We start from the raw sequence: 21,823 nt of genomic DNA, 5'->3' as shown, positions 1-21,823 counted from the left end.
AGCCGTCGTGAAGGGGGTGCCGCCCAGGCCGCGGCACCCCCTTCACGCGTCTCCGTCCGGGCCGCGGCCTCAGTGCACCGGGACCCGCGCGGCCAGCGCCAGGGTGCGCTGGGCGGTCGCCACCACGGCCGGATCCACGAACCTGCCGTCGGGCAGGGCCAGCGCGCCCGGTGCGCCACGGGCCGCGCTGAGGACCTGCTCGGCCGCGTCGACCTCCTCCGGCCCGGGCAGGTAGGACCGTTCGATCACCGGCAGCTGGCGCGGGTGGATGGCCGCCCGGCCCAGGAAGCCGAGCGACCGGCCCCGCGCGCAGGAGAGGGCCAGCGCGTCCAGGTCCCGGATGTCGGGGAACACCGACTGCGCCGGGGGAGCGAGCCCGGCGGCGCGGGCCGCCACGACCACCCGGGACCGGCACCAGTCCAGCCCCTCCTCCGCGCTGACGCCCAGGTCGGCCCGCAGGTCGGCCTCGCCCAGGGACAGCCCGCGCAGGGCGGGATGCGCGCGGGCGATGTCGTACGCGCGCTCCACGCCCAGCGCCGACTCCAGCAGGGCGTACAGGCTCACCCCGCCGGTGCGGCCGGCGACGGCGGCGATCTGCTCGGGGGCGCTGATTTTCGGCAGTCGGAGCCCGGCGAGGCCGGTGAGGGCGCCGAGCGCGGTGAGGTCGGCGCCGCCCCAGGGGGAGTCGAGGGCGTTCACGCGGACGTGCACCGGGACCGGGGGCCGCTCGGCGAGCAGCTCGGCGGTGGCGGCGCGCGCGTACTCCTTGCGGCAGGCCGCCACCGCGTCCTCCAGGTCCACGATGACCGCGTCCGCCCCGCGGCGCAGGGCCTTGGCGACGACCTCGGGCCGGTCGCCGGGCGCGTACAGCCAGGTCAGGATCACAGGGCTCCCTCGGTGCGCAGCGCGGCGATCTCGGCGCCGGTCAGGCCGAGCTCGGTCAGCACCTCGTCGGTGTCGGCCCCGTGCGGGCGGCCGGCCCAGCGGATCCCGCCGGGGGTCTCGGAGAGCCGGAAGAGGACGTTCTGCATGCGCAGGGGTCCCAGCTCCGGGTCGTCGACCTCCGTCACGGTGTCCAGGGCCGCGTACTGGGGGTCGGTCATCACGTCCCGCACGTCGTAGACGGGCGCGACGGCGGCCTCGGCCTCCTCGAAGGCGGCGACGACCTCCTCCGCCTTGTGCCGGCCGATCCAGCCGCCGACCGCGTCGTCCAGCAGGTCCGCGTGCCGGGCCCGCCCGGTTCCGGTGGCGAACCAGGGCTCGTGCGCCAGGTCGGGCCGGCCCACCAGCCGCACGACCCGTTCGGCGACGGACAGGGCCGAGGCCGACACCGCCAGCCAGCGGCCGTCGGCGCTGCGGTAGGTGTTGCGGGGCGCGTTGTTCGCGGAACGGTTGCCCGAGCGGGCCTGGACGTGGCCGAGCTGGTCGTACCAGAGCGGCTGCGGGCCGAGCACGGTCAGGATCGGCTCGATGATCGCCAGGTCCACGATCTGCCCGTGCCCCGTCCGCTCCCGCCCGGCGAGGGCCGTCATCACGGCGTACGCGCAGGTCAGCGCGGCGATCGAGTCGGCGAGCCCGAAGGGCGGCAGGGTCGGCGGGCCGTCCGGCTCCCCGGTGACCGCGGCGAAGCCGCTCATCGCCTCGGCGAGGGTGCCGAAGCCGGGGCGGTGGGCGTAGGGGCCCTGCTGGCCGAAGGCGGTGACGCGGGCGAGCACCAGGCGCGGATTGGCGGCGGACAGCTCGGGCCAGCCCAGCCCCCACTTCTCCAGCGTGCCGGGGCGGAAGTTCTCGACGACCACGTCGGCGGTGGCGGCCAGGCGCAGCAGGGTGTCCCGGCCGCCGGGCGTGGACAGGTCGAGGGTCACGGTCCGCTTGTTCCGTCCGAGCAGCTTCCACCACAGGCCGATCCCGTCCTTGGCGGGCCCGTGGCCGCGGGAGGGGTCGGGGAGGGCGGGGTGCTCGACCTTGACGACCTCGGCGCCGAAGTCCCCGAGCAGGGTGGCGGCGAGCGGACCGGCGAAGAGGGTGGCGAGATCCAGCACCCGCAGCCCGCGCAGCGGGCCTCCTTCCCGTCCGTGCCGGGGCTCCGCGGGGGTCACGAGGTGGCTCCGGCCAGCGCTTCGGTCTCCGCACGCGTCGGCATCGAGTCCTGCGCGCCGTGCCGCTGCACCGAGAGCGCGGCCGCCGCCGAGGCCCAGCGCAGGGCTTCGGGCATCGGCCGGCCCTCGCCCAGGGCCACGGCGAGCGCGCCCACGAAGGTGTCCCCGGCGGCGGTGGTGTCCACGGCCCGGACCCGGGGCGCGGGCACGGCCAGCGGTTCCCGGCCGCGTGCCGCGTGGAGGACCCCGGCCGCCCCGAGGGTCACCACCACCTCCGGTACGTCGGCGAGCAGGGCCTCGGCGGCCTGGTGCGGGTCGGTGAGCCCGGTCAGGGCGGCCGCCTCGTGCTCGTTGGGCACCAGCAGGTCGGTCGCGGCGAGCAGCGCCGCCGGCAGCGGCTGGGCGGGGGCCGGGGTGAGCACCGTGCGCACGCCGTGCGCGCGGGCGGCACGGGCCCCGGCGACCACCGCGGCCATCGGCAGTTCCAGCTGGAGCAGGAGCGTGCCGGCGGCGGCGATCCGGGCCTCGTCCCCCGCCTCCAGCCCGGTGACGGCGGCGTTGGCGCCGGGCACGACGACGATGCTGTTGCCGCCCTCGTCGTCCACGGTGATGTGGGCCGTGCCGCTGGACCCCTCGACGGTGCGCAGGCCGGCGGTCTCCACCCCGGCCGCGGTGAGCGCGGAGCGCAGCCGTACGCCGAACTCGTCGGCCCCGACCGCGCCGATCATCACCACCCTCCCGCCGGAGCGGGCCGCGGCGACGGCCTGGTTGGCGCCCTTGCCGCCGGGGACCGTGCGGAAGGCGCGGCCGGTGACGGTCTCCCCGAGGCGGGGGGCCTTGGCGACGTAGGCGACGAGGTCCATGTTGGTACTGCCGAGCACGGCGATGGCCGTCATGAGCGGGCTGCCTCCTGTGCGGTGAGCTGTGCGAGGGTGTCGAAGCCGGTGCCGTCGAAACCGGCGACGGTGGTGGACAGGCGGTTCCCGAGGGGCGCGGTCCAGCGGGCCGGGATCCTGCCCGGGGAACCGGCGAGCAGTCCCGCGAGGGCGCCGGCGGTGGCCCCGTTGGAGTCGGTGTCCCAGCCGCCGGACACGGCCCGGCACACGGAGCGGGTGAAGTCGCCGTCGGCGTGGGTGAGCGCCGCGGCGATCAGGGCGGTGTTCGGGACGGCGTGGACCCAGTGGTAGTGGCCGTAGCGGGCGTGCAGCCGGTCGACGACGAGGTCGAAGTCGGTCTCGGCGGCGGCCGTGCGGATCGCGAAGCGGACGGCCTCGGCGAGCCGCGAGCCGGGCGGTACGACGGCCAGTCCGGCCCGCAGCGCGGTGTGCACGTCCGCCCGGCCGCCGGCGGCCTCGGCGGTGGCGGCGGCGACGAAGAGGGCGGCGTAGACGCCGTTCCCGGTGTGGGTCAAGGTGGCGTCCCGGTGGGCCTGGGCCGCGGCGGCGACCGGGTCGCCGGGACGGGTCCAGCCGTGGACGTCGGCGCGGATGAGGGCGCCGATCCACTCCCGGAAGGGGTTGTGGTGGGTGGCCGTCGCGGGGGGCTCCAGGCCTTGGAGGAGGTTGCGGTAGGCGATCCGCTCGGCGGTGAAGGTCCGGCCGGCGGGCAGCTCGTCCAGCCACAGCCGGGCCACGTCGGCGGTGGTGAAGCCCTTGCCGTGGCGGCGCAGCAGGAGCAGGCCGAGGAGGGGGTAGTTGAGGTCGTCGTCCTCGGGCATGCCGTCGATGTTCTCGGCGAGCGAGGTGGGGGCGGAACGGCGGTTCCAGGGATGGGCGGCCAGCAGCCGCGGGGGGACGCCGCGGGCGGTGAACCAGTCGTCGAGCGGCCAGTTCCCGGCGGCGCGGGCGAGGGCCCGGATCCCGTCCAGCGGCAGCTTCTCGACGGGCTTGCCGAGCAGGCAGCCGACGGCGCGCCCGAGCCAGGCGGCCTCCAGCCGCTCCCGCAGCCGCTCGTCGACGGGCGGCGGGGGCTCCGCCACACCGCCAGGACGCGGGTCGGGGTGGGGGTCGCGGCCTGCGGCCGGGCGGTGGGCCGCCACGGGCTCCGGCCTCCGCGGGTGGGTGGCCGGCGTCCCGCCCGGGCGCGGGGGCCGGCCGTCGGCGGTCCGGCCGGGGGCGGCGGGCTCCGGGGCGCCGGCTCCCGCGCCGGGGTCCGTGCCGGGGTCCGTGGGGCCGCCCGGGCCGGGGTCCGTGCCCGGTTCCGTGGGGCCGAGCGGGCCGGGGCCGGGGGGTGCGGGCCAGGTGGCGACGATGGCGGCCCAGGCGGTCGGCTCGTGGGGCGCGACGGGGGAGGGGAGCGCGGCCAGTTCGTCCAGCAGCCGGCTCGCCAGCGCGCGCAGGTGCGGCGGTGCCGGGGCGTCGGAGGCGCCGGCCCGCTCGGGGGCGGGGCGGCCCCCGGCCGCGAGCCAGGCCCGCAGCGCGGGACCGGCGTCCCGGCCGTCCTCGGCCGCCTGGCGGAGCTCGTGCCCGATCAGGTCCTCGGGCTGCGCCCAGGTGAGCCGTACGGCGTCCGGGGGCTGCGCCCCCGCGAGCGGCCCGCCGGCCGCCGTCGTCCGGGCCCGCGGGGCGGGGCCGCGCTCCCGTCCCGCCGCGGGCGCCGCCCGGCGCCCGTACGACCGCGCCCCGGACTCACCGCCGGCGTCCGCGGGCCGGGTCCCGGCCGGTGAGGGGGGCCGCGGGGGCGGGGTGTCGCAGTGCGGCGTGGTCACCGGAGGGCCGCGATCGCGGTGAACGCCGATTCGTGGGCGCGGCGGCGGGCCCGGTCCAGGGCGAAGACCTCCCGGGCCACCTCGGCCGTCGTCGCGGCCGGCGCGTGCAGGTCGAGGCGGCTGGCCTCGGCGACCTGCTTGGCCCAGGCGGCCGGTACGGCCGCCTCGCCGCCCATCGCCCCGGCGATCGCGCCCGCCATGGTGGCGATGGAGTCGCAGTCCCGGCCGTAGTTGACGGATCCGAGAACCGCCGTCTCGTAGCGGCCGTCGGCGACGAGCAGCATCCCCAGGGCGACGGGCAGTTCCTCGATGGCATGGAGCCGGGAGGGGCGGCGGGCGTCGAGGGAGGGCGTCCGGTAGTCGGGGCCGACCGAGTCGTACGGGGCCACCGCCGCCCGCAGCGGTGCGAGCGCCGACTCGAAGTCCCGGTGCTCCGCGGCGACTTCGCGGACGGCGGCGATCGCGGCGCGGGTGCCGTCCTTGGCGAGGGACAGGGCCGTCTCCACGACCGAGGCCGCCGTGGCTCCCGGCGTGCACGCCGCGGCCACCGCGGCCGCGAACACGCCGGCGGCCTCCCGCCCGTACGAGGACTGGTGCGCCCCGGAGACGTCGACGGCCTCGGCGTAGGCCCCGGCCGGGTTGCCCGCGTTGACGATGCCGACGGGCGCCATGTACATCGCGGCACCGCAGTTGACGATGTTGCCGTTGCCGGCCTCCCGCGGATCGGCGTGCGCGTAGTGCAGCCGGGTCACCATCCACTTCTCCGCGAGGAAGATCCGCTGCAACGGCAGTGCCTCCGCCTCCAGTTCGGGGATCCAGCGGGGCGTGCCCATCAGGTCGGGCACCAGGTGCTCGGCGAGGGCGTGGGCGTCGAGGTGGTCCCGGACGGTGCCGTAGACGCGGACCAGGGCGTGCGTCATCAGGGTGTCGTCCGTGACGTGCCCGTCGCCCTTGTGGTAGGGGGCGATGGGGCGGGCGGTGCGCCAGTTCTCGTGCCAGGGCCCGACGATGCCGTGGACGCGGCCGCCGTGCCGTTCGAGGATCTGGTCCGGGGTCCAGCCCTCCACCGGGCCGCCGAGCGCGTCGCCGACGGCGGCTCCGATCAGGCAGCCGGCCGCCCGGTCCTCCAGAGTGAGCGTCATGTCCGAATCATCCCTTGGGTGAGGTGAGTTCTGTGCGTGCGAGGAGCGCGGCGAGTTCGACGAGGTCGGTGCCGGCGAGGCGGGGGAGGGCGCAGCCGGAGAGGGTGCGGCAGGCCTGGCGCCATGCGGCCGGGATCGTGTCGCCGCCGCCGGTCGCGCCGGTGAGCGCTCCGGCGAGGGCGGGGGCGGAGTCCGCGACGCGCGACAGGCAGGCGGCGGCCGGGACCGCCTCGGCGACCCGGCCGCGGGCGGCGGTGGCCAGGGCGAGGGCCACGGGGACGGTCTCGGCGGCGGCGATCCCGTAGCTGTAGACGTGGTCGACGATCTCGTGTTCGAGGGTGGGGACGATGGCGAAGGCGCCGCCGTCCGCGTGGGCGCGGGCCAGCAGGACGGCGTGCCGGGCGTTGCGGCCGATCTCGGTGGCCCCCGGGAGCTGGCCGAGGGCCGCGTCCACGGCGGCGTCGACGTCCGCCGTGGTGAGGGCGGTGGCGACGGCGGCGGCCATGGCGCGGGCGCCGTGGACGCCGTCCCCGTCCTGGGTGTAGCGGGCGTCGAACTCGGCGAGGTCGGCCGCGGCCTCGGCGTCCCCGGGGTGGACGACGGCGAGGACGCAGGCGCGCACGCAGGCGGCGTCGTCGAAGTAGTGCGGGTTGTCGTGGCCGGTGGCGGGCGGGCGCAGGCCGGCGGCGAGGTTGCCGAGCCCGGCCCGTACGGAGATCCGGGCGCGCAGCGGCAGCACGGCGGACTCCACCTCGGGTGCGCGTTCGGCCGCGGCGGCGACCTCGGAGGCGAGGGCGTTCCAGGCGAGGTCGAGGGCGGCGCGCATGCGGCGGGAGCGGGAGAGGTCGCTGAGGAGGACGCCCGCGGCGGTGAGCACGGACTCGGCCGCGAAGGCCGCCCACTCGGCGTCGTCGGAGGGGCCGAGGCGCAGCGGCTCGGGCGGCTGGTTGAGGGCGATGGGGACGGGGAGGGTGGTGGTGGCGTTCTGCTCGGCGAAGGTGTCGAGCTCGCGGGTGAGGCGCCGGGTCCACTCGGGCATGCGGCTGGCGCGGTGGCGGGCGGCGGGCCACCCGGCGGCGTCGCCGGCGGCGAGCCCGAGGAGGAGGCCCTCGATGCGGCGGGGCCCGTGCGGGTGCCCTGCGGGCGGCTCGGCGGGACGGGGGGCGACGGGCCGCCCCGCTGCCCGCACCACGGTGCCGATGCCCTGCGGGGCGCGGGGCGGCTCCGGGAGCGTGCGCCCGCCGGCCGGTGGGGACGCGTACGCCGAGTCGGCCGTCCGCACGGCCCCGAACCCACCCGCCGCCGCGTCCGGGGCGTGGTCCGGGGGCGGGACGGTGGCCGTTGTCGGGGCGGGCGGGGTGGTGGCCCGTGGTGGGGCGGGCGGGGTGGTGGCCCGTGGTGGGGTCGGGGTGGGCTGGGGTGCAGTCATCGGGCGGCCTCGCATTCCGGGGTGAGGAGGTCGGCGATGTCCAGGACGTGGTAGCCCCGCATCGACGGGAGGCAGCTGCCGCGCACCGGGCCGATGGCGGAGCCCCACGCCGCCGGGATCGCGGAGGCGCCGGACGTCGCGCCGGCCAGGGCGCCGGCCACCGCGGCCGTGGTGTCGGCGTCGCGGCCCATGTTCACGGCGGTGAGGACCGACGAGGCGAAGTCGCCGTGGCAGGCGGCGAAGGCGCCGAAGGCGAGCCCCACCGCCTCGGGGGCCAGGTCCGTCCACGGATAGCCGCCGATGACCACCGCCGAGCGCACTGCCCGTTCGCCGCGCGGGGCGGCGGTGACGGCCCGGCGCAGGGAGCGGGCCGTCCAGGAGTCCGAGGGGATCACGGACAGGGCGGCCGAGACGACGGAGGCGGGGGAGCCGCCGGCCATGGCCACGGCGACGCCCGCCGCCACGGCCTGGCCCCCGTAGATGCCCTCGCCGTCGTGGCTGACCGTGCCGTCGACGGCGACGAGCCGGGCCGCCTCCGCGGGCCGTCCCGCGGCGAACACGCCGAACGGCGCCGCCCGCATCGCCAGGCCGTCCGACCAGGCGTGCCGGTGCTGGGCGGAGATGGGGGCGGCCAGGCCCCGGCGGAGGTTCTCCAGCGTGCCGCGTTCGGAGAACCCGGCGCCCCGGAAGGGGCCTTCGTCGAGGTCGGCGATCCAGTGGTGCCAGGCGCGCTCCACGTGGGCGACGGTGAGGGCCGAGCCGTGGCGGGCGAGGAGCAGCCCGGAGAAGATCGCGTACTCGGTGTCGTCGGTGCCGGCCGGGTCGTCGGACACGAAGCCCTCGATCCGGCCCCATCTGGCGCGGATCTCCGACGGCTTCATGTTCTCGGCGGGGGCGCCCAGCGCGTCGCCCACCGCGAGTCCCAGAAGAGCGCCCCTGGCCCGTTCGAGGAGGACCTGCGGATCGGATGCAGTCAGCTCCATGGGCGCGCCTCTCCACGTGGTGGGGCCCATCTTGAGCCCTTGGGGGATTTGTGCCATGGCAGGTGGTTTGTCGGCTGTCGCGAAACACCCGTCGAACCTCGCCGTCACCCGGTCGCCGACCCGCAAAACCGCAGGTAAGTACGGCCTTCCTTGCTGGCGGGCAGCAGAAATCGTGCGTAGTTTCGAGGTGTTCAGGGGGAGCGGGGCGTGTCCTGGCGCCCGTTCGTACAAAAGGGGAGATTTCACGTCATGTCCATCATCGACATCGAAGCACCGCTGCACACCGCGCACCGCGACAACCACACCCACCGGGACGTCAACGGTGGCTGGCTGCGGCCCGCGGTCTTCGGTGCGATGGACGGGCTCGTCTCCAACCTCGCGCTCATGACCGGCGTGGCCGGCGGCGCCGTGGCCCCGCAGACGATCGTGATCACGGGCTTGGCGGGCCTCGCCGCGGGCGCCTTCTCGATGGCGGCCGGCGAGTACACCTCCGTGGCCTCGCAGCGCGAGCTGGTCCTCGCGGAACTCGACATCGAACGGCAGCAGTTGCGCAAGCACCCCGTCGACGAGATGGAGGAGCTCGCCGAGCTCTACGTCTCGCGCGGCGTCGAGCCGGCCCTCGCCCGCGAGGTCGCGATGCAGCTGTCCCGCGACCCCGAGCAGGCGCTGGAGATCCACGCCCGCGAGGAGCTCGGCATCGACCCCGACGACCTGCCGTCGCCCCTGGTCGCCGCCGTCTCGTCCTTCGGGTCGTTCGCGCTGGGTGCGCTGTTGCCCGTACTGCCCTACCTGCTCGGCGCCACGGCCCTGTGGCCTGCGGTGCTGCTCGCGCTGGCCGGGCTGTTCGCCTGCGGTGCGGTCGTCGCCCGCGTCACCGCCCGGACCTGGTGGTACAGCGGGCTGCGCCAGCTGCTCCTGGGTGGCGCGGCCGCGGGTGTGACGTACATCCTGGGAACCTGGATCGGCGGGGCCATAGGCTGACCGGCCTGGGAGTGAGACACTATGCAGCGCGCAACATAAGTAGTCCGTTACCCGGTGGTTTCGATTCCGTGTCCGCTGGGCATCACACCAGGACTCCGGGCAATGATGCCCGTCCTGCAGTCGGGACCTTCGCCCCGCGATACCTCCGTATAGCGCCGCGAATGTCCCGTCTTTCTGCCTCATGCAGTGTCCGCATGCTGGAATGGCATATCCGCTTCTCGGGATAGTCGTCATCATGTAATCTGCACGAAATTTCTCGCAGAGGGCCAACGTCGTCCCTCGGCTATGCACATATGCCACGACGACGACGGGAGAGCCGATGCGTTCCGCATCCACGCACTCCGCGACCGGCCTGAACACCGCCTGGTCGCCCATGGACGGTCGCCCCGCCCAGCAGGGCATGTACGACCCGCGCAACGAGAAGGACGCCTGCGGCGTCGGCTTCGTGGCGAACCTCACCGGCGAGGCCACCCACACTCTCGTCGAGCAGGCCCTGACCGTCCTGCGGAACCTCGAGCACCGCGGCGCCACCGGCTCCGAGCCGGACTCCGGCGACGGCGCGGGCATCCTGTCCCAGGTGCCGGACGCCTTCCTCCGCGAGGTCGCCGGATTCGAGCTCCCCGAGGCCGGCGCATACGCCGTCGGCATCGCCTTCCTCCCTGCCGACGGCACCGCACAGGCCGCCGCCGCGGAGCGCATCGAGGCCATCGCCGCCGAGGAGAACCTCACGGTCCTCGGCTGGCGCGAGGTTCCGGTCACCCCCGACCTGCTCGGCAACGGCGCCCGCGCCACCATGCCCGCCTTCCGCCAGCTCTTCGTGAGCAACGGCAGCACGGGCATCGAGCTGGACCGCAAGGCGTTCGTGCTGCGCAAGCGCGCCGAGCGCGAGGCCGGCGTGTACTTCCCGTCGCTCTCCGCCCGCACCATCGTCTACAAGGGCATGCTGACCACCGGCCAGCTGGAGCCCTTCTTCCCGGACCTCTCCGACCGCCGCTTCGCCTCGGCGCTCGCCCTGGTCCACTCCCGGTTCTCGACCAACACCTTCCCGTCCTGGCCGCTCGCCCACCCGTACCGCTTCGTCGCGCACAACGGCGAGATCAACACGGTCAAGGGCAACCGGAACTGGATGAAGGCCCGCGAGTCCCAGCTCGCGTCGGACGCCTTCGGCGACGGCGCGCTCGACCGCATCTTCCCGATCTGCACCCCGGACGCCTCCGACTCGGCCTCCTTCGACGAGGTCCTGGAGCTGCTCCACCTCGGCGGCCGGTCGCTGCCGCACAGCGTGCTGATGATGATCCCGGAGGCGTGGGAGAACCACACCTCCATGGACCCGGCCCGCCGCGCCTTCTACCAGTACCACTCCACGATGATGGAGCCCTGGGACGGCCCCGCCTGCGTCACCTTCACCGACGGCACCCAGGTCGGCGCGGTCCTCGACCGCAACGGCCTGCGCCCCGGCCGCTACTGGGTCACCGACGACGGCCTCGTCGTCCTCGGCTCCGAGGTCGGCGTGCTCGACATCGACCCGGCCAAGGTCGTCCGCAAGGGCCGCCTCCAGCCCGGCCGCATGTTCCTCGTCGACACCGCCCAGAAGCGGATCATCGAGGACGACGAGATCAAGAACGAGCTCGCCTCCGCCGCCCCCTACGCCGAATGGCTGGAGACCGGCGAGATCGAGCTGACGGACCTGCCCGAGCGCGAGCACATCGTGCACACCCACGCCTCGGTCACCCGCCGCCAGCAGACCTTCGGCTACACCGAGGAAGAGCTCCGCGTCATCCTCGCGCCCATGGCCCGCACCGGCGGCGAGCCGCTCGGCTCCATGGGCACGGACTCCCCGATCGCGGCCCTGTCCGAGCGCCCCCGGCTGCTCTTCGACTACTTCACCCAGCTGTTCGCGCAGGTCACCAACCCGCCGCTGGACGCCATCCGCGAGGAGCTCGTCACCTCGCTGCTGTCCTCGATCGGCCCGCAGTCCAACCTGCTGGAGCCGACCGCCGCGTCCTGTCGCAGCGTCACCCTGACGTTCCCGGTGATCGACAACGACGAGCTGGCCAAGCTCATCCACATCAACGCCGACGGCGACATGCCCGGCATGAAGGCCGCCACCCTCTCCGGCCTCTACCGGGTCTCCGGCGGCGGCGAGGCCCTGGCCGCCCGGATCGAGGAGATCCGCGCCGAGGCCGACGCGGCGATCGCCAACGGCGCCCGCCTGATCGTCCTCTCCGACCGCCACTCGGACGCCGAGCACGCGCCGATCCCGTCGCTGCTGCTCACCTCCGCCGTGCACCACCACCTCATCGCCACCAAGCAGCGCACCCAGGTGGGCCTGCTGGTCGAGGCCGGCGACGTCCGCGAGGTCCACCACGTCGCCCTGCTCATCGGCTACGGCGCCGCCGCGGTCAACCCGTACCTCGCCATGGAGTCCGTCGAGGACCTGCTGCGCGCCGGTACGTTCATCGAGGGCATCGAGCCCGAGCAGGCCATCCGGAACCTGATCTACGCCCTCGGCAAGGGCGTCCTGAAGGTCATGTCCAAGATGGGCATCTCCACCGTCGCCTCCTACCGCGGCGCCCAGGTCTTCGAGGCCGTCGGCCTGGACGACGAGTTCGTCGGGACGTACTTCAGCGGCACCGCCACCAAGATCGGCGGCGCCGGCCTGGACGTCATCGCCAAGGAGGTGGCCGCCCGCCACGCCAAGGCGTACCCGGTCTCCGGCGTCGCCGCCACACACCGCGCGCTGGAGATCGGCGGCGAGTACCAGTGGCGCCGCGAGGGCGAGCCGCACCTGTTCGACCCGGAGACGGTCTTCCGCCTCCAGCACGCCACCCGCAACCGCCGGTACGACATCTTCCGGCAGTACACGGACCGCGTGAACGAGCAGTCCGAGCGCCTGATGACGCTCCGCGGCCTCTTCGGCTTCACGTCCGACCGCCCGTCGATCCCCCTCGACGAGGTCGAGCCCGTCTCCGAGATCGTCAAGCGCTTCTCCACCGGCGCCATGTCGTACGGCTCCATCTCCAAGGAGGCGCACGAGACCCTCGCCATCGCCATGAACCAGCTGGGCGCCAAGTCCAACACCGGTGAGGGCGGCGAGGACCCGGAGCGCCTGTACGACCCGGAGCGCCGCTCCTCCATCAAGCAGGTCGCCTCCGGCCGCTTCGGTGTCACGAGCGAGTACCTGGTCAACGCGGACGACATCCAGATCAAGATGGCGCAGGGCGCCAAGCCCGGCGAGGGCGGCCAGCTGCCCGGCCACAAGGTCTACCCGTGGGTCGCCAAGACGCGTCACTCGACGCCCGGCGTCGGCCTGATCTCCCCGCCGCCGCACCACGACATCTACTCCATCGAGGACCTCGCCCAGCTCATCCACGACCTCAAGAACGCCAACCCGGTCGCCCGCATCCACGTGAAGCTGGTCTCCGAGGTCGGCGTCGGCACGGTCGCGGCGGGCGTCTCCAAGGCCCACGCGGACGTCGTCCTCATCTCCGGCCACGACGGCGGTACGGGCGCCTCCCCGCTCACCTCGCTCAAGCACGCGGGCGGCCCCTGGGAGCTCGGCCTCGCCGAGACCCAGCAGACCCTGCTGCTCAACGGCCTGCGCGACCGCATCGTCGTCCAGACCGACGGCCAGCTCAAGACCGGCCGCGACGTGGTCATCGCCGCGCTGCTCGGCGCCGAGGAGTTCGGTTTCGCGACCGCGCCGCTCGTCGTCTCCGGCTGCGTCATGATGCGCGTCTGCCACCTGGACACCTGCCCGGTCGGCATCGCCACGCAGAACCCGGTCCTGCGCAGCCGCTTCTCCGGCAAGGCCGAATTCGTCGTGAACTTCTTCGAGTTCATCGCGGAGGAGGTCCGCGAGATCCTCGCCGAGCTGGGCTTCCGCACCATCGAGGAGGCCGTCGGCCACGCCGAGCTCCTCGACACCAGCAAGGCCGTCACCCACTGGAAGGCGCAGGGCCTGGACCTGGAGCCGCTCTTCCACGTGCCCGAGCTGCCCGAGGGCGCGGTCCGCCACGCCCTGATCGCGCAGGACCACGGCCTGGAGAAGGCCCTCGACAACGAGCTGATCGAGCTCGCCGCGGACGCGCTGAACGCCGAGTCCGCCGAGAGCGCCCAGCCGGTCCGCGCCCAGGTCGCGATCCGCAACATCAACCGGACCGTCGGCACCATGCTCGGCCACCACGTCACCAAGAAGTTCGGCGGTGCGGGCCTGCCCGACAACACCATCGACCTGACCTTCACGGGCTCGGCCGGCCAGTCCTTCGGCGCCTTCGTCCCGAAGGGCGTCACGCTCCGCCTGGAGGGCGACGCCAACGACTACGTCGGCAAGGGCCTCTCCGGCGGCCGGATCGTGGTCCGCCCGGACCGCGGCGCCGACCACCTCGCCGAGTACTCCACCATCGCCGGCAACACCATCGGCTACGGAGCCACCGGCGGCGAGATGTTCCTGCGCGGCCGCACCGGCGAACGCTTCTGCGTCCGCAACTCCGGCGCCCTGGTCGTCTCGGAGGGCGTGGGCGACCACGGCTGCGAGTACATGACCGGCGGCACCGCGGTCGTCCTGGGCGAGACGGGCCGCAACTTCGCGGCCGGCATGTCGGGCGGCGTCGCGTACGTCATCGACCTCGACCCGCACAACGTCAACGTCGGCAACGCGGGCGCCGTGGAGGCCCCGTCCGACACCGACAAGCAGTGGCTGCACGATGTGGTGCGCCGTCACGAGGAGGAGACCGGCTCGACCGTGGCCGCGAAGCTCCTGGCTGACTGGTCCGTCGCGGCGGACCGCTTCAGCAAGATCATCCCCACCACGTACAAGGCAGTGCTCGCCGCCAAGGACGCCGCTGAGCTCGCCGGACTCTCGGAATCCGAGACCACGGAGAAGATGATGGAGGCGGCGACCCATGGCTGACCCGAAGGGCTTCCTCACCACCCCCCGCGAGACCGCCTGCTCCCGTCCCGTCGCCGACCGGCTGAAGGACTGGAACGAGGTCTACGTCCCGGGCTCGCTGCTGCCGATCATCAGCAAGCAGGCCGGACGCTGCATGGACTGCGGCATCCCGTTCTGCCACAACGGCTGCCCGCTCGGGAACCTCATCCCGGAGTGGAACGACTACGCCTACCGCGAGGACTGGACGGCGGCGTCGGAGCGGCTGCACGCGACGAACAACTTCCCGGAGTTCACGGGCCGCCTGTGCCCGGCCCCGTGCGAGTCGGCGTGTGTGCTCGGCATCAACCAGCCGGCCGTCACCATCAAGAACGTCGAGGTCTCGATCATCGACAAGGCGTGGGACAACGGGGGCGTCACCCCGCAGGCCCCCGAGCGCCTGTCCGGCAAGACCGTCGCCGTGATCGGCTCGGGCCCGGCCGGCCTGGCCGCCGCCCAGCAGCTCACCCGGTCCGGCCACACCGTGGTCGTGTACGAGCGCGCGGACCGCATCGGCGGCCTGCTCCGCTACGGCATCCCCGAGTTCAAGATGGAGAAGGTGCACATCAACCGCCGCATCGAGCAGATGCGCGCGGAGGGCACCAAGTTCCGCACCGGCATCGAGGTGGGCCGCGACATCACGGCCACCGACCTGCGCAAGCGCTTCGACGCGGTCGTCATCGCGGCCGGCGCCACCGTCTCCCGCGACCTGCCGGTCCCCGGCCGCGAGCTGAACGGCATCCACTTCGCGATGGAGTACCTGCCGCTCGCGAACAAGGTGCAGGAGGGCGACTTCGTGGCGCCCCCGATCACCGCCGAGGGCAAGCACGTGGTCGTCATCGGCGGCGGCGACACCGGCGCGGACTGCGTGGGCACCGCCCACCGCCAGGGCGCGGCCTCGGTCACCCAGCTGGAGATCATGCCGAAGCCGGGCGAGGAGCGGAACGCCAACCAGCCCTGGCCGACGTTCCCCATGCTCTACAAGGTCACCTCGGCCCACGAGGAGGGCGGCGAGCGGGTCTACTCCGTCTCCACCACCCACTTCGAGGGCGACGAGGACGGCAACGTCAAGGCCCTCCACCTGGTCGAGGTCGAGTTCGTCGACGGCAAGCTCGTCCAGAAGCCCGGCACCGAGCGCGTCCTCCCCGCGCAGCTGGTGACCCTGGCGATGGGCTTCACGGGCACCGACCAGGCCAACGGTCTGACCCAGCAGTTCGCCCTGGACATGGACGCCCGCGGCAACATCGCCCGCGACGCCTCCTACGCGACCAGCGCCCCCGGCGTCTTCGTCGCCGGCGACGCGGGCCGCGGCCAGTCGCTCATCGTCTGGGCCATCGCGGAGGGCCGATCGGCCGCCCGCGGCGTGGACCGCTTCCTGACCGGCAGCAGCACCCTCCCGTACCCGGTCAAGCCGACGGACCGCTCGCTGATGGTGTAGCCCCGCAGCACCCCCGCTCCGCGAAGGGCGGGACCCCTCAAACGGTCCGTACAACGGAGTACGGGACACCCGACACGCCGCCCGCCACGTCCCCGACCAGGGGTGGCGGGCGGCGTGGCGTTCCGCGGTCGTATGAATGCGTTCCGGAGCGCCTGCGGGGCGGCGAGGACTACGCTTCTCGCCGAACAGGGGCACTGCGGAAGCGGGGAGTTGGCTCATGGCCAAGTCGAAGGACATGGGCGGGGCGCGGACGCCGGAGGAGTTCGCCCGCGAGGAGCTGCGGCGCCACCGGGAGGCGGCGGGGCTGACCCAGGAGGGCCTGGGCGAGCGGATCTTCACGAGCGGGGCGTACGTCGGCCAGATGGAGTGCGGGACGCGGAGGCTCCGGCCGGAGATCGCGGAGTTGATCGACGGGGTGTTCGGCACCGGGGACTACTTCACCCGCCTGGCCAGGGCCTTCAAGCCCAAGTACGAGGACTACTTCGCCGAAGCGGCCGAGCTGGAACGTCGGGCGACGGCCATCTACGAATACGCCTCCACTCTGGTTCCCGGGCTGTTCCAGACCGCCGACTACGCCCGGGCCGTGATGCGGGGTGGCAATCCCACCGCGCTCGCCGAGTACGTCGACGGACTGGTCGCGTCTCGTCTGGAGCGGGCGGCCCTGCTCGACGACCCGGCGACCCCCGAAGTGTGGGTCGTCCTGCACGAAGCGGTACTGCGTACGGAGGTCGGGGGACCCGGCGTGATGGCCGCGCAGCTGCGGCACATCGCCGCCTGCGTCCGAGGCCATCGGATCACCGCGCAGGTGGTGCCCTTCTCGGCCGGTGCCCAAGGGGCGCTGGGGTCTCTGGTGAGCATCATGCAGTTCGCGGATGCGCCCGACGTGGTCTACACGGAGGGGCCCCGCGTGGGGCAGTTGCTCGACTATCCGGTCCTGGTACAGCGCCATTGGAAACTCTACGATCTGGCCAGGGCCGCTGCGCTGTCGCCGGAAGTGTCCCTGACCCGTATCGAGTCGGTGGCGGAGGAATACGCGAAGTGCGCGCAGACGTGAACAGCCTGTCCTGGAGGACGTCCTCTTACAGCAACTCCGAGAGCAACAGCTGCGTCGAGGTGTCCGACGACCTCCCCGGCCTCGTCCCGGTCCGCGACAGCAAGCTCGCCGCCGTCGGGCCGGTCCTGCTCTTCCCCGCCGCCGTGTGGGTGCCGTTCATCCGGGCTGTGAAGGGCCGAGCCTGATCTCGTAGCGCACCTGTTGGCGTCCGGCCGGCATGAGCATCACGTCCGCCTGGATGGGGCGGTCCGTGGCGTCGTAGGTGGTGCGGGTCAGGCGGAGGACCGGCTCACCCGCCCCGAGACGCATTCGCTCGCGTTCGTCTTCGTGCGGGATCTGCGCCGTCACGTCCTCCACGACCCGTACGCCGACGTGCCCCAGGGCGGCCAGCAGCGTCACTGCGCCGCCGCGGATCTTCGCCGTGCCGGCGAGGGGCGTGCCGGCGGCGATGTCCCGGGGGTAGTACGTGTCGGTCAACTCCACTGGCTCGTGGTCGAGTTCGATGAGTCTGCGTCGGGTCACGACCGTACTTCCGGCCGTCAGCCCGAGCAGGAGGGCGACGCGAGCGGGGGCCACCACCTCTCCGGCGTGCAGGATGCGCTGACCGCCCCGCCGCCCTGCTTCCGCGGCCTCCTCCGTCCACGCGTCCGCCGCGCCCGGCGGCCGGGCGGTCAGATACGGCATCGACCTGCTGGTCCACTCGCCGCCGCCCACCGTGCCTCCCACCCCTTGAAGCCCGCTCCGTCGCCCCCACGCCATGCGACGGAGCCCGGCTTCAGGTCGCCGCGGCGTGTTCCGGCTACTCGGGCTGGGTGACCGTGGCGCCCCAGCGGGTGGTCGGGGTGGAGGTGGTCACCCAGGCGGTGAAGCCGCCGTGGAGGCCCGTGCCGAGGGGGAGCGTGACGAGCGTCGGGTCCGTGCCCGGGCAGTCGACGGTGAACGGGGCCGGGGAGCGGTCCGGGTGCTCCTGGAGCCGGAACGACACCTCGATGCTGCCGCCGTCCGCGCATCCGAACGTGATGAACGTCTCCAGGCGCGAGGAGAGGCCGCCCGAGACGAAGCCGCTGGTGCCGGCCTGGTCGGCGATCCAGATCAGGCCGTCGGGGCCCGGGTAGCCGATGACCTCGCCCGCCGGCGCGGCCTGCGCCGGGGCCGCCGCCAGGGTCAGGGCGAGGGCCGCGCCCAGTGCGGCCACGGCTGTCGTGCGCTTCTTCATGCAGTCCCCCAGGGTGTCGCGAACGTCCGTCCGTCGGACGTCCGCGACGCTACCCGCCACCACAGACACGGGCCTGAGTACGGATACTCAGCCGCCCCGGGCCCGGCCGGCCGCTCAGCGGGTGAACAGCGGCGACGCCGCGTTCTCCGAGGTGCTCTGCCAGTACGTCACCCGGGCCTTGGCGTCCATGTACACGCCGCCCGGGGGCAGTTCGAGGAGGGTGCCCTCGCCGGTGTTCTCCCGGGGGTCTTGGCCGTGCGGGGCGAGCGCCAGGTCCGTCGTGAGGGTGCCGGCCGACTTGGCGCCCTGCCGCAGGAGCAGGCCCGCGTAGGCCTCCTTGCCGGGTTCGAGGACCACCGGGGCCGCCGGCCTGCTGTTCTCGAAGACGGCCACCAGCCGGCCGTTGCCGTCCTTGACCCGGAGCACCGGGTAGGCGGTGAGCAGGCAGCTCTTGGTGCCCTTGTTGGCGGCGGTGAGCAGCAGCTTCGAGTCGTCCTTGGCGGGCGGTACCGCCCACTCCACGGACACCTGGGCGTACTCGTCGGAGCAGTTGCCGTTCCTGCCCACCGGGTCGCCCTCCGCCTCGCCCGGCCGGGGCACGGGGGCGATGGAGGGGGAGGGTGCAGTCGACGGGGTGCCGCTGCCGGTGCCGGCCCCCGGGGCGGTCGTGGACGTGGAGGGGGCGGGGGTGGCCGGGGGGCTGCCCGCCTTGTCGTCGCCGGCGGGCCCGCAGCCCGTGGTCGTCGCGAGGAGGGCGGCGGCGGTCAGGCCCGCGAAGGCGAGCGTCCGGGCGCGTCCTGTGGTGGTGCGGCAGAGGTGCATCACGATCCCCCGTGGTGACTCGCCGTGCGGGCGGCCGGCCGGGTGGCCGGCCGGCCGCGTCGGCGTGGATTCGGTTCCGGTGCGGTCAGGTTGCCCCGTGCGGCGTCGCGTTCACGCCATGCGGGGAATGGTCGCAGGACGCGCATGTGGACGCCACGCGTCCGTCATCAGGCGCCCGGCACCGGGTCCTCGCGGGCCGGTTCGTCGTCGTTGCCGCGGCGCAGGGTGCGCAGGGGGTGGTCCGGGGTCCAGGTGCGGATCACCAGGTCGTCGCCCTGCACGGTGATGCGGACGACCTCCGTCAGGTCGGCGTAGAAGAGGTGGAAGGGGTGCGGGGTCTGCGTCTCCTCCGCGTACCGGTGCAGTTCGGGAGGGTCCACCAGCTCCACCGCCCGCCCGGAGATCCGTACGTCCCCGTCCGGCATGGTCTCGCCCGCGCCCGGGTTGGTGTGCAGGGAGAAGCGCGGGTCGCGCTGGAGGTCCCTGGCCTTCATCGAACCGGCCATCATGCCGAGCCACAGCTCGCCGCCCCGGACGTCGACGTTCAGCCCGGCCACCCGGGGCGAGCCGTCCTTGCGCAGGGTGGCGAGGACGTGGTGCGGGTACTGGGCGAAGCGGGCCCGGACGGCCGCGGCGAACTCCGGTTCGGCCTTCTCGAAGACTTCCCAACTGGTGTGCGTCATCCGTCCATCAAAGCGCGGGCCGCCACCGGCGCGGGTCAGGCGCGCACGATGCCCGCGTCGCGGGCCGCGGCCGGCCAGGCGGGGAACTCCGAGACGAGGCGGTCGTACAGTTCCGCGTCGGGCACGGCGCGGGGGTCCGCCCGCCCTCCAGGCCGTGCTCGCGCAGGGAGACCGCGGCGCCCTTGTAGAGGCTCACCAGGGCCGGAGCCGTCTGCTCGACCTTGCGGAAGCTGATGGCGCTGCTCGTCATGGCGCGAGGGTACGTCAGCCGGACGGCTCGGCGGCGGGCTCCGGCGGACGGGCGGCGATCAGCGCCTCGACGTCGTCGAGCATGGCCGCCGCGAGGTCGCGCTCCGCGGCGTAGTAGCGCTCCGCCCAGCGCAGGGTCAGGACCGGCATGGCCCATGCGGGCTCGTCCTGCGCGGCCAGCGCGTCGGCCACGGCACCGCGCCGCATCTCCTCGGCGAACTCCTGCTGCCGGATCAGCACTTCGCGCATCTGCTCGGGTTCCAGCAGGTGCCCCAGCCACAGCCGCAGCATCGGCCCGTGCTTGAGGACGGGCGGGTCGACCGGCATCTCGCGGGCCCACCGGCGGACGGCTTCCATGCCCTCGCCGGTGATCCGGTAGATCCGCTTGCCGCGGGTCGCGCCCTCCTGGGTGAGCGTGCGGGAGGTCGCGTAGCCGGCCTTCTCCAGGCGTCGCAGCTCGCCGTAGATCTGGCTGAAGGACGGGCTCCAGTAGAAGAAGCGCAACGAGCGGTCCGCCCACTTCTTCAGGTCGTAGCCGGAGAGCTCCTCCCCGAAGGAGAGCAGGCCGAGGACGGCCCAGCCCGTCGCGGGGAGGGAGGGGGTGTTCGTCTCGTCGGCCACGCGCGCAGTCTACGACCGGGGCGTGCGGGCGCTCTTCCCTCGCCCGGCCCCCGCTGCTAGAAGTATGCCTAATAGGCATATTCGACGGGTGGGAGGCGGTCCTGTGGTGTTCTCCGGGCTCGACGGGAAGACCGTCATCGTCACCGGCGCGGGACGCGGCCAGGGCGCCGCCGAGGCGCGGCTGCTCGCGGAGGCCGGGGCGCGGGTCGTCGTCACCGACGTCCGGGAGGAGGAGGGCCGCGCCGTCGCGGCGGAACTGGGCACCCAGGGCCTCTACGTACGCCACGACGTGGCCGACCCGCAGAGCTGGGCGGAGGTGGCGGCCGCCGCGGTCCGCGCCTTCGGAACCGTGTCGGCGCTGGTCAACAACGCGGCCCTGTGGCGCACGGCCCACGTGGAGGAACAGCGGCTGGAGGACTTCGAGGCCCTGCTGCGGGTCAACCTGCTCGGCCCGTTCCTCGGCATCCAGGCGGTGGCCCCGCTGCTGCGGGAGGCCGGGGGCGGCTCCGTCGTCAACATCTCCTCCACCGCCGGACTGGTCGGGATCCGCTGCCACGCGGCCTACGGCTCCACCAAGTTCGGGCTGCGCGGCCTGACCCGCTCGGCGGCCCTGGACCTCGCCCCGGACCGGATCCGGGTCAACTCGGTCCACCCGGGGGCCATCGACACCCCGATGGTGTCCGGGGCGGTCGAGGGGCGGGACTGGGCGCACGTGCCGCTGGGGCGGATGGGCCGGCCGCGGGAGGTCGCCGAGCTGGTCCTCTTCCTCTGCTCCGACGCCTCCTCGTACGTGACGGGAGCGGAGTTCACCGTGGACGGCGGGACGACCGCCGCCTGACGCCGGGCGGCCTGGGCCCATGATGTCCAGGCCTCCCGGGCATCATGGGCCCATGGCTGAACCGATACGCAGGTTGCCGGGCGCGGTCCTGCGCAACTGCCTCCTGCTCGCAGTGGAGTTCGGGGCGATCTGGCTGCTCCGGGGACCCGGCGGCGCCTGGATCCCCGTCCTGCTGGCCGTCTTCGTCGTCGCCGCCGCCGTACCGCACGGGACCGACGCCGAGTTCGTCGCCCGCACCGGGGTCGCCCTCGTCGCCGTCGGGCTCGTGCTGCTCGGCGGGGCCGCCTGGGACCGGCAGGTCCTCCACGACCGGGGCCGGGAGGAGACGGCCGTCGTCGCGCAGCGCACGGCGGGCGGGGACGGCGCCGACGGCTCCCCGGCGCTGCGGCTGCGCACCGAGGCGGGCCGGGAGCTGCCCGGGACCGTCGAGGAGGACCTCCCGGTCGGCGCGCGCCTCGCCGTGACCGTGGACCCCGACGGACCGGCCTGGGCGCCGGGCGGACGCCCCGGCCTGCCGCTGGCGCAGACGGCCGGAGCGGGCGCGCTCCTGCTGCTGCAGACCGTCCTGGTGGGGCGGCTCTCCCTGCGCCGCTCCCGCCGCTGACGGCCCGTGCCGCGCCGCCCCGGAAGGCGG

General features: G+C 74.2%; 19 protein-coding genes and 2 pseudogenes. 7 read left to right on the top strand and 14 right to left on the bottom strand.

The window, feature by feature from the left end; all coding sequences use genetic code 11:
* Nucleotides 1-69 precede the first annotated feature (69 nt).
* The 7 genes from ACPU2J_RS09305 to ACPU2J_RS09275 form a co-directional block, all read right to left on the bottom strand.
* Nucleotides 70-885, bottom strand: a complete 816-nt coding sequence (locus ACPU2J_RS09305; protein ID WP_365494006.1) for an HpcH/HpaI aldolase/citrate lyase family protein — start codon at nucleotides 883-885, stop codon at nucleotides 70-72.
* Nucleotides 882-2,099, bottom strand: a complete 1,218-nt coding sequence (locus ACPU2J_RS09300; RefSeq protein ID WP_365494003.1) for a CaiB/BaiF CoA transferase family protein — start codon at nucleotides 2,097-2,099, stop codon at nucleotides 882-884. Before ACPU2J_RS09300 ends, ACPU2J_RS09305 begins: the two co-directional genes overlap by 4 nt.
* Nucleotides 2,096-2,995, bottom strand: coding sequence for a ribokinase (rbsK, locus tag ACPU2J_RS09295; RefSeq protein WP_420081085.1), 900 nt, complete (start codon nucleotides 2,993-2,995; stop codon nucleotides 2,096-2,098). The genes ACPU2J_RS09300 and rbsK overlap by 4 nt, the downstream gene beginning before the upstream one ends.
* Complete coding sequence (locus ACPU2J_RS09290) at nucleotides 2,992-4,572, bottom strand: ADP-ribosylglycohydrolase family protein (protein WP_423834942.1); 1,581 nt, start codon at nucleotides 4,570-4,572, stop codon at nucleotides 2,992-2,994. Before ACPU2J_RS09290 ends, rbsK begins: the two co-directional genes overlap by 4 nt.
* 230 nt (nucleotides 4,573-4,802) lie before the next feature.
* Nucleotides 4,803-5,948 carry an ADP-ribosylglycohydrolase family protein gene (locus ACPU2J_RS09285; protein ID WP_420081087.1) on the bottom strand — a complete coding sequence of 382 codons (1,146 nt, stop codon included), beginning with the start codon at nucleotides 5,946-5,948 and terminating at the stop codon, nucleotides 4,803-4,805.
* Nucleotides 5,949-5,955: 7 nt separating this feature from the next.
* A complete protein-coding gene (locus tag ACPU2J_RS09280; RefSeq protein WP_420081088.1) occupies nucleotides 5,956-7,377 on the bottom strand; it encodes an ADP-ribosylglycohydrolase family protein in 1,422 nt (473 codons plus the stop codon).
* On the bottom strand, nucleotides 7,374-8,360 hold the full coding sequence (locus tag ACPU2J_RS09275) for an ADP-ribosylglycohydrolase family protein (RefSeq protein ID WP_420081089.1): 987 nt from the start codon (nucleotides 8,358-8,360) through the stop codon (nucleotides 7,374-7,376). Before ACPU2J_RS09275 ends, ACPU2J_RS09280 begins: the two co-directional genes overlap by 4 nt.
* 249 nt (nucleotides 8,361-8,609) lie before the next feature.
* On the opposite strand from ACPU2J_RS09275, the gene ACPU2J_RS09270 reads away from it, so the two are divergent.
* From ACPU2J_RS09270 to ACPU2J_RS09250, 5 genes are all read left to right on the top strand, one after another.
* Nucleotides 8,610-9,341: a VIT1/CCC1 transporter family protein gene (locus ACPU2J_RS09270; protein ID WP_361592033.1), complete on the top strand. Its 732-nt coding sequence runs from the start codon at nucleotides 8,610-8,612 to the stop codon at nucleotides 9,339-9,341.
* A 373-nt stretch (nucleotides 9,342-9,714) separates the two neighbouring features.
* On the top strand, nucleotides 9,715-14,253 hold the full coding sequence (gene gltB / locus ACPU2J_RS09265) for a glutamate synthase large subunit (protein WP_420082463.1): 4,539 nt from the start codon (nucleotides 9,715-9,717) through the stop codon (nucleotides 14,251-14,253).
* Entirely contained in the window at nucleotides 14,246-15,706 is a 1,461-nt protein-coding gene (locus ACPU2J_RS09260; RefSeq protein ID WP_420081090.1) for a glutamate synthase subunit beta, read from the top strand. Before gltB ends, ACPU2J_RS09260 begins: the two co-directional genes overlap by 8 nt.
* Before the next feature lie 217 nt (nucleotides 15,707-15,923).
* Nucleotides 15,924-16,760 carry a helix-turn-helix domain-containing protein gene (locus tag ACPU2J_RS09255; protein ID WP_423833064.1) on the top strand — a complete coding sequence of 279 codons (837 nt, stop codon included), beginning with the start codon at nucleotides 15,924-15,926 and terminating at the stop codon, nucleotides 16,758-16,760.
* Nucleotides 16,745-16,945: a DUF397 domain-containing protein gene (locus ACPU2J_RS09250; protein ID WP_423833063.1), complete on the top strand. Its 201-nt coding sequence runs from the start codon at nucleotides 16,745-16,747 to the stop codon at nucleotides 16,943-16,945. The genes ACPU2J_RS09255 and ACPU2J_RS09250 overlap by 16 nt, the downstream gene beginning before the upstream one ends.
* Here the strand turns inward: ACPU2J_RS09250 and ACPU2J_RS09245 are convergent.
* The 7 genes and pseudogenes from ACPU2J_RS09245 to ACPU2J_RS09215 form a co-directional block, all read right to left on the bottom strand.
* A complete protein-coding gene (locus ACPU2J_RS09245; RefSeq protein ID WP_423834941.1) occupies nucleotides 16,917-17,474 on the bottom strand; it encodes a GntR family transcriptional regulator in 558 nt (185 codons plus the stop codon). The two genes, ACPU2J_RS09250 and ACPU2J_RS09245, sit on opposite strands and share 29 nt — an antisense overlap.
* 85 nt (nucleotides 17,475-17,559) lie before the next feature.
* Entirely contained in the window at nucleotides 17,560-17,976 is a 417-nt protein-coding gene (locus tag ACPU2J_RS09240) for a hypothetical protein (RefSeq protein ID WP_423833062.1), read from the bottom strand.
* Between the two features lie 114 nt (nucleotides 17,977-18,090).
* Nucleotides 18,091-18,798, bottom strand: a complete 708-nt coding sequence (locus ACPU2J_RS09235) for a DUF4232 domain-containing protein (protein ID WP_420082464.1) — start codon at nucleotides 18,796-18,798, stop codon at nucleotides 18,091-18,093.
* Between the two features lie 167 nt (nucleotides 18,799-18,965).
* The gene (locus ACPU2J_RS09230) at nucleotides 18,966-19,481 is read right to left on the bottom strand and encodes a pyridoxamine 5'-phosphate oxidase family protein (RefSeq protein ID WP_361592023.1); all 516 of its coding nucleotides are present in this window, start codon (nucleotides 19,479-19,481) and stop codon (nucleotides 18,966-18,968) included.
* A 35-nt stretch (nucleotides 19,482-19,516) separates the two neighbouring features.
* Nucleotides 19,517-19,618: pseudogene (locus tag ACPU2J_RS09225) on the bottom strand (VWA domain-containing protein); the annotation flags it as partial.
* Nucleotides 19,618-19,731 (bottom strand): annotated as a pseudogene (locus ACPU2J_RS09220) (toxic cation resistance protein); the annotation flags it as partial. The pseudogenes ACPU2J_RS09225 and ACPU2J_RS09220, both read right to left, overlap by 1 nt.
* 14 nt (nucleotides 19,732-19,745) lie before the next feature.
* Nucleotides 19,746-20,351: a PadR family transcriptional regulator gene (locus ACPU2J_RS09215; protein ID WP_420081096.1), complete on the bottom strand. Its 606-nt coding sequence runs from the start codon at nucleotides 20,349-20,351 to the stop codon at nucleotides 19,746-19,748.
* Between the two features lie 88 nt (nucleotides 20,352-20,439).
* Here ACPU2J_RS09215 and ACPU2J_RS09210 point away from each other — a divergent pair, with 88 nt between their 5' ends.
* A complete protein-coding gene (locus ACPU2J_RS09210; RefSeq protein ID WP_420081097.1) occupies nucleotides 20,440-21,189 on the top strand; it encodes a glucose 1-dehydrogenase in 750 nt (249 codons plus the stop codon).
* 52 nt (nucleotides 21,190-21,241) lie between these two features.
* On the top strand, nucleotides 21,242-21,793 hold the full coding sequence (locus ACPU2J_RS09205; RefSeq protein WP_420081098.1) for a hypothetical protein: 552 nt from the start codon (nucleotides 21,242-21,244) through the stop codon (nucleotides 21,791-21,793).
* Nucleotides 21,794-21,823: the final 30 nt, after the last annotated feature.

Source organism: Streptomyces manipurensis (genome assembly GCF_049570255.1).
In the GTDB taxonomy this organism is placed as follows: domain Bacteria; phylum Actinomycetota; class Actinomycetes; order Streptomycetales; family Streptomycetaceae; genus Streptomyces; species Streptomyces manipurensis.
The sequence above is the reverse complement of the archived record's forward strand: the minus strand, read 5'-3'. Positions and strand labels throughout refer to the sequence as shown.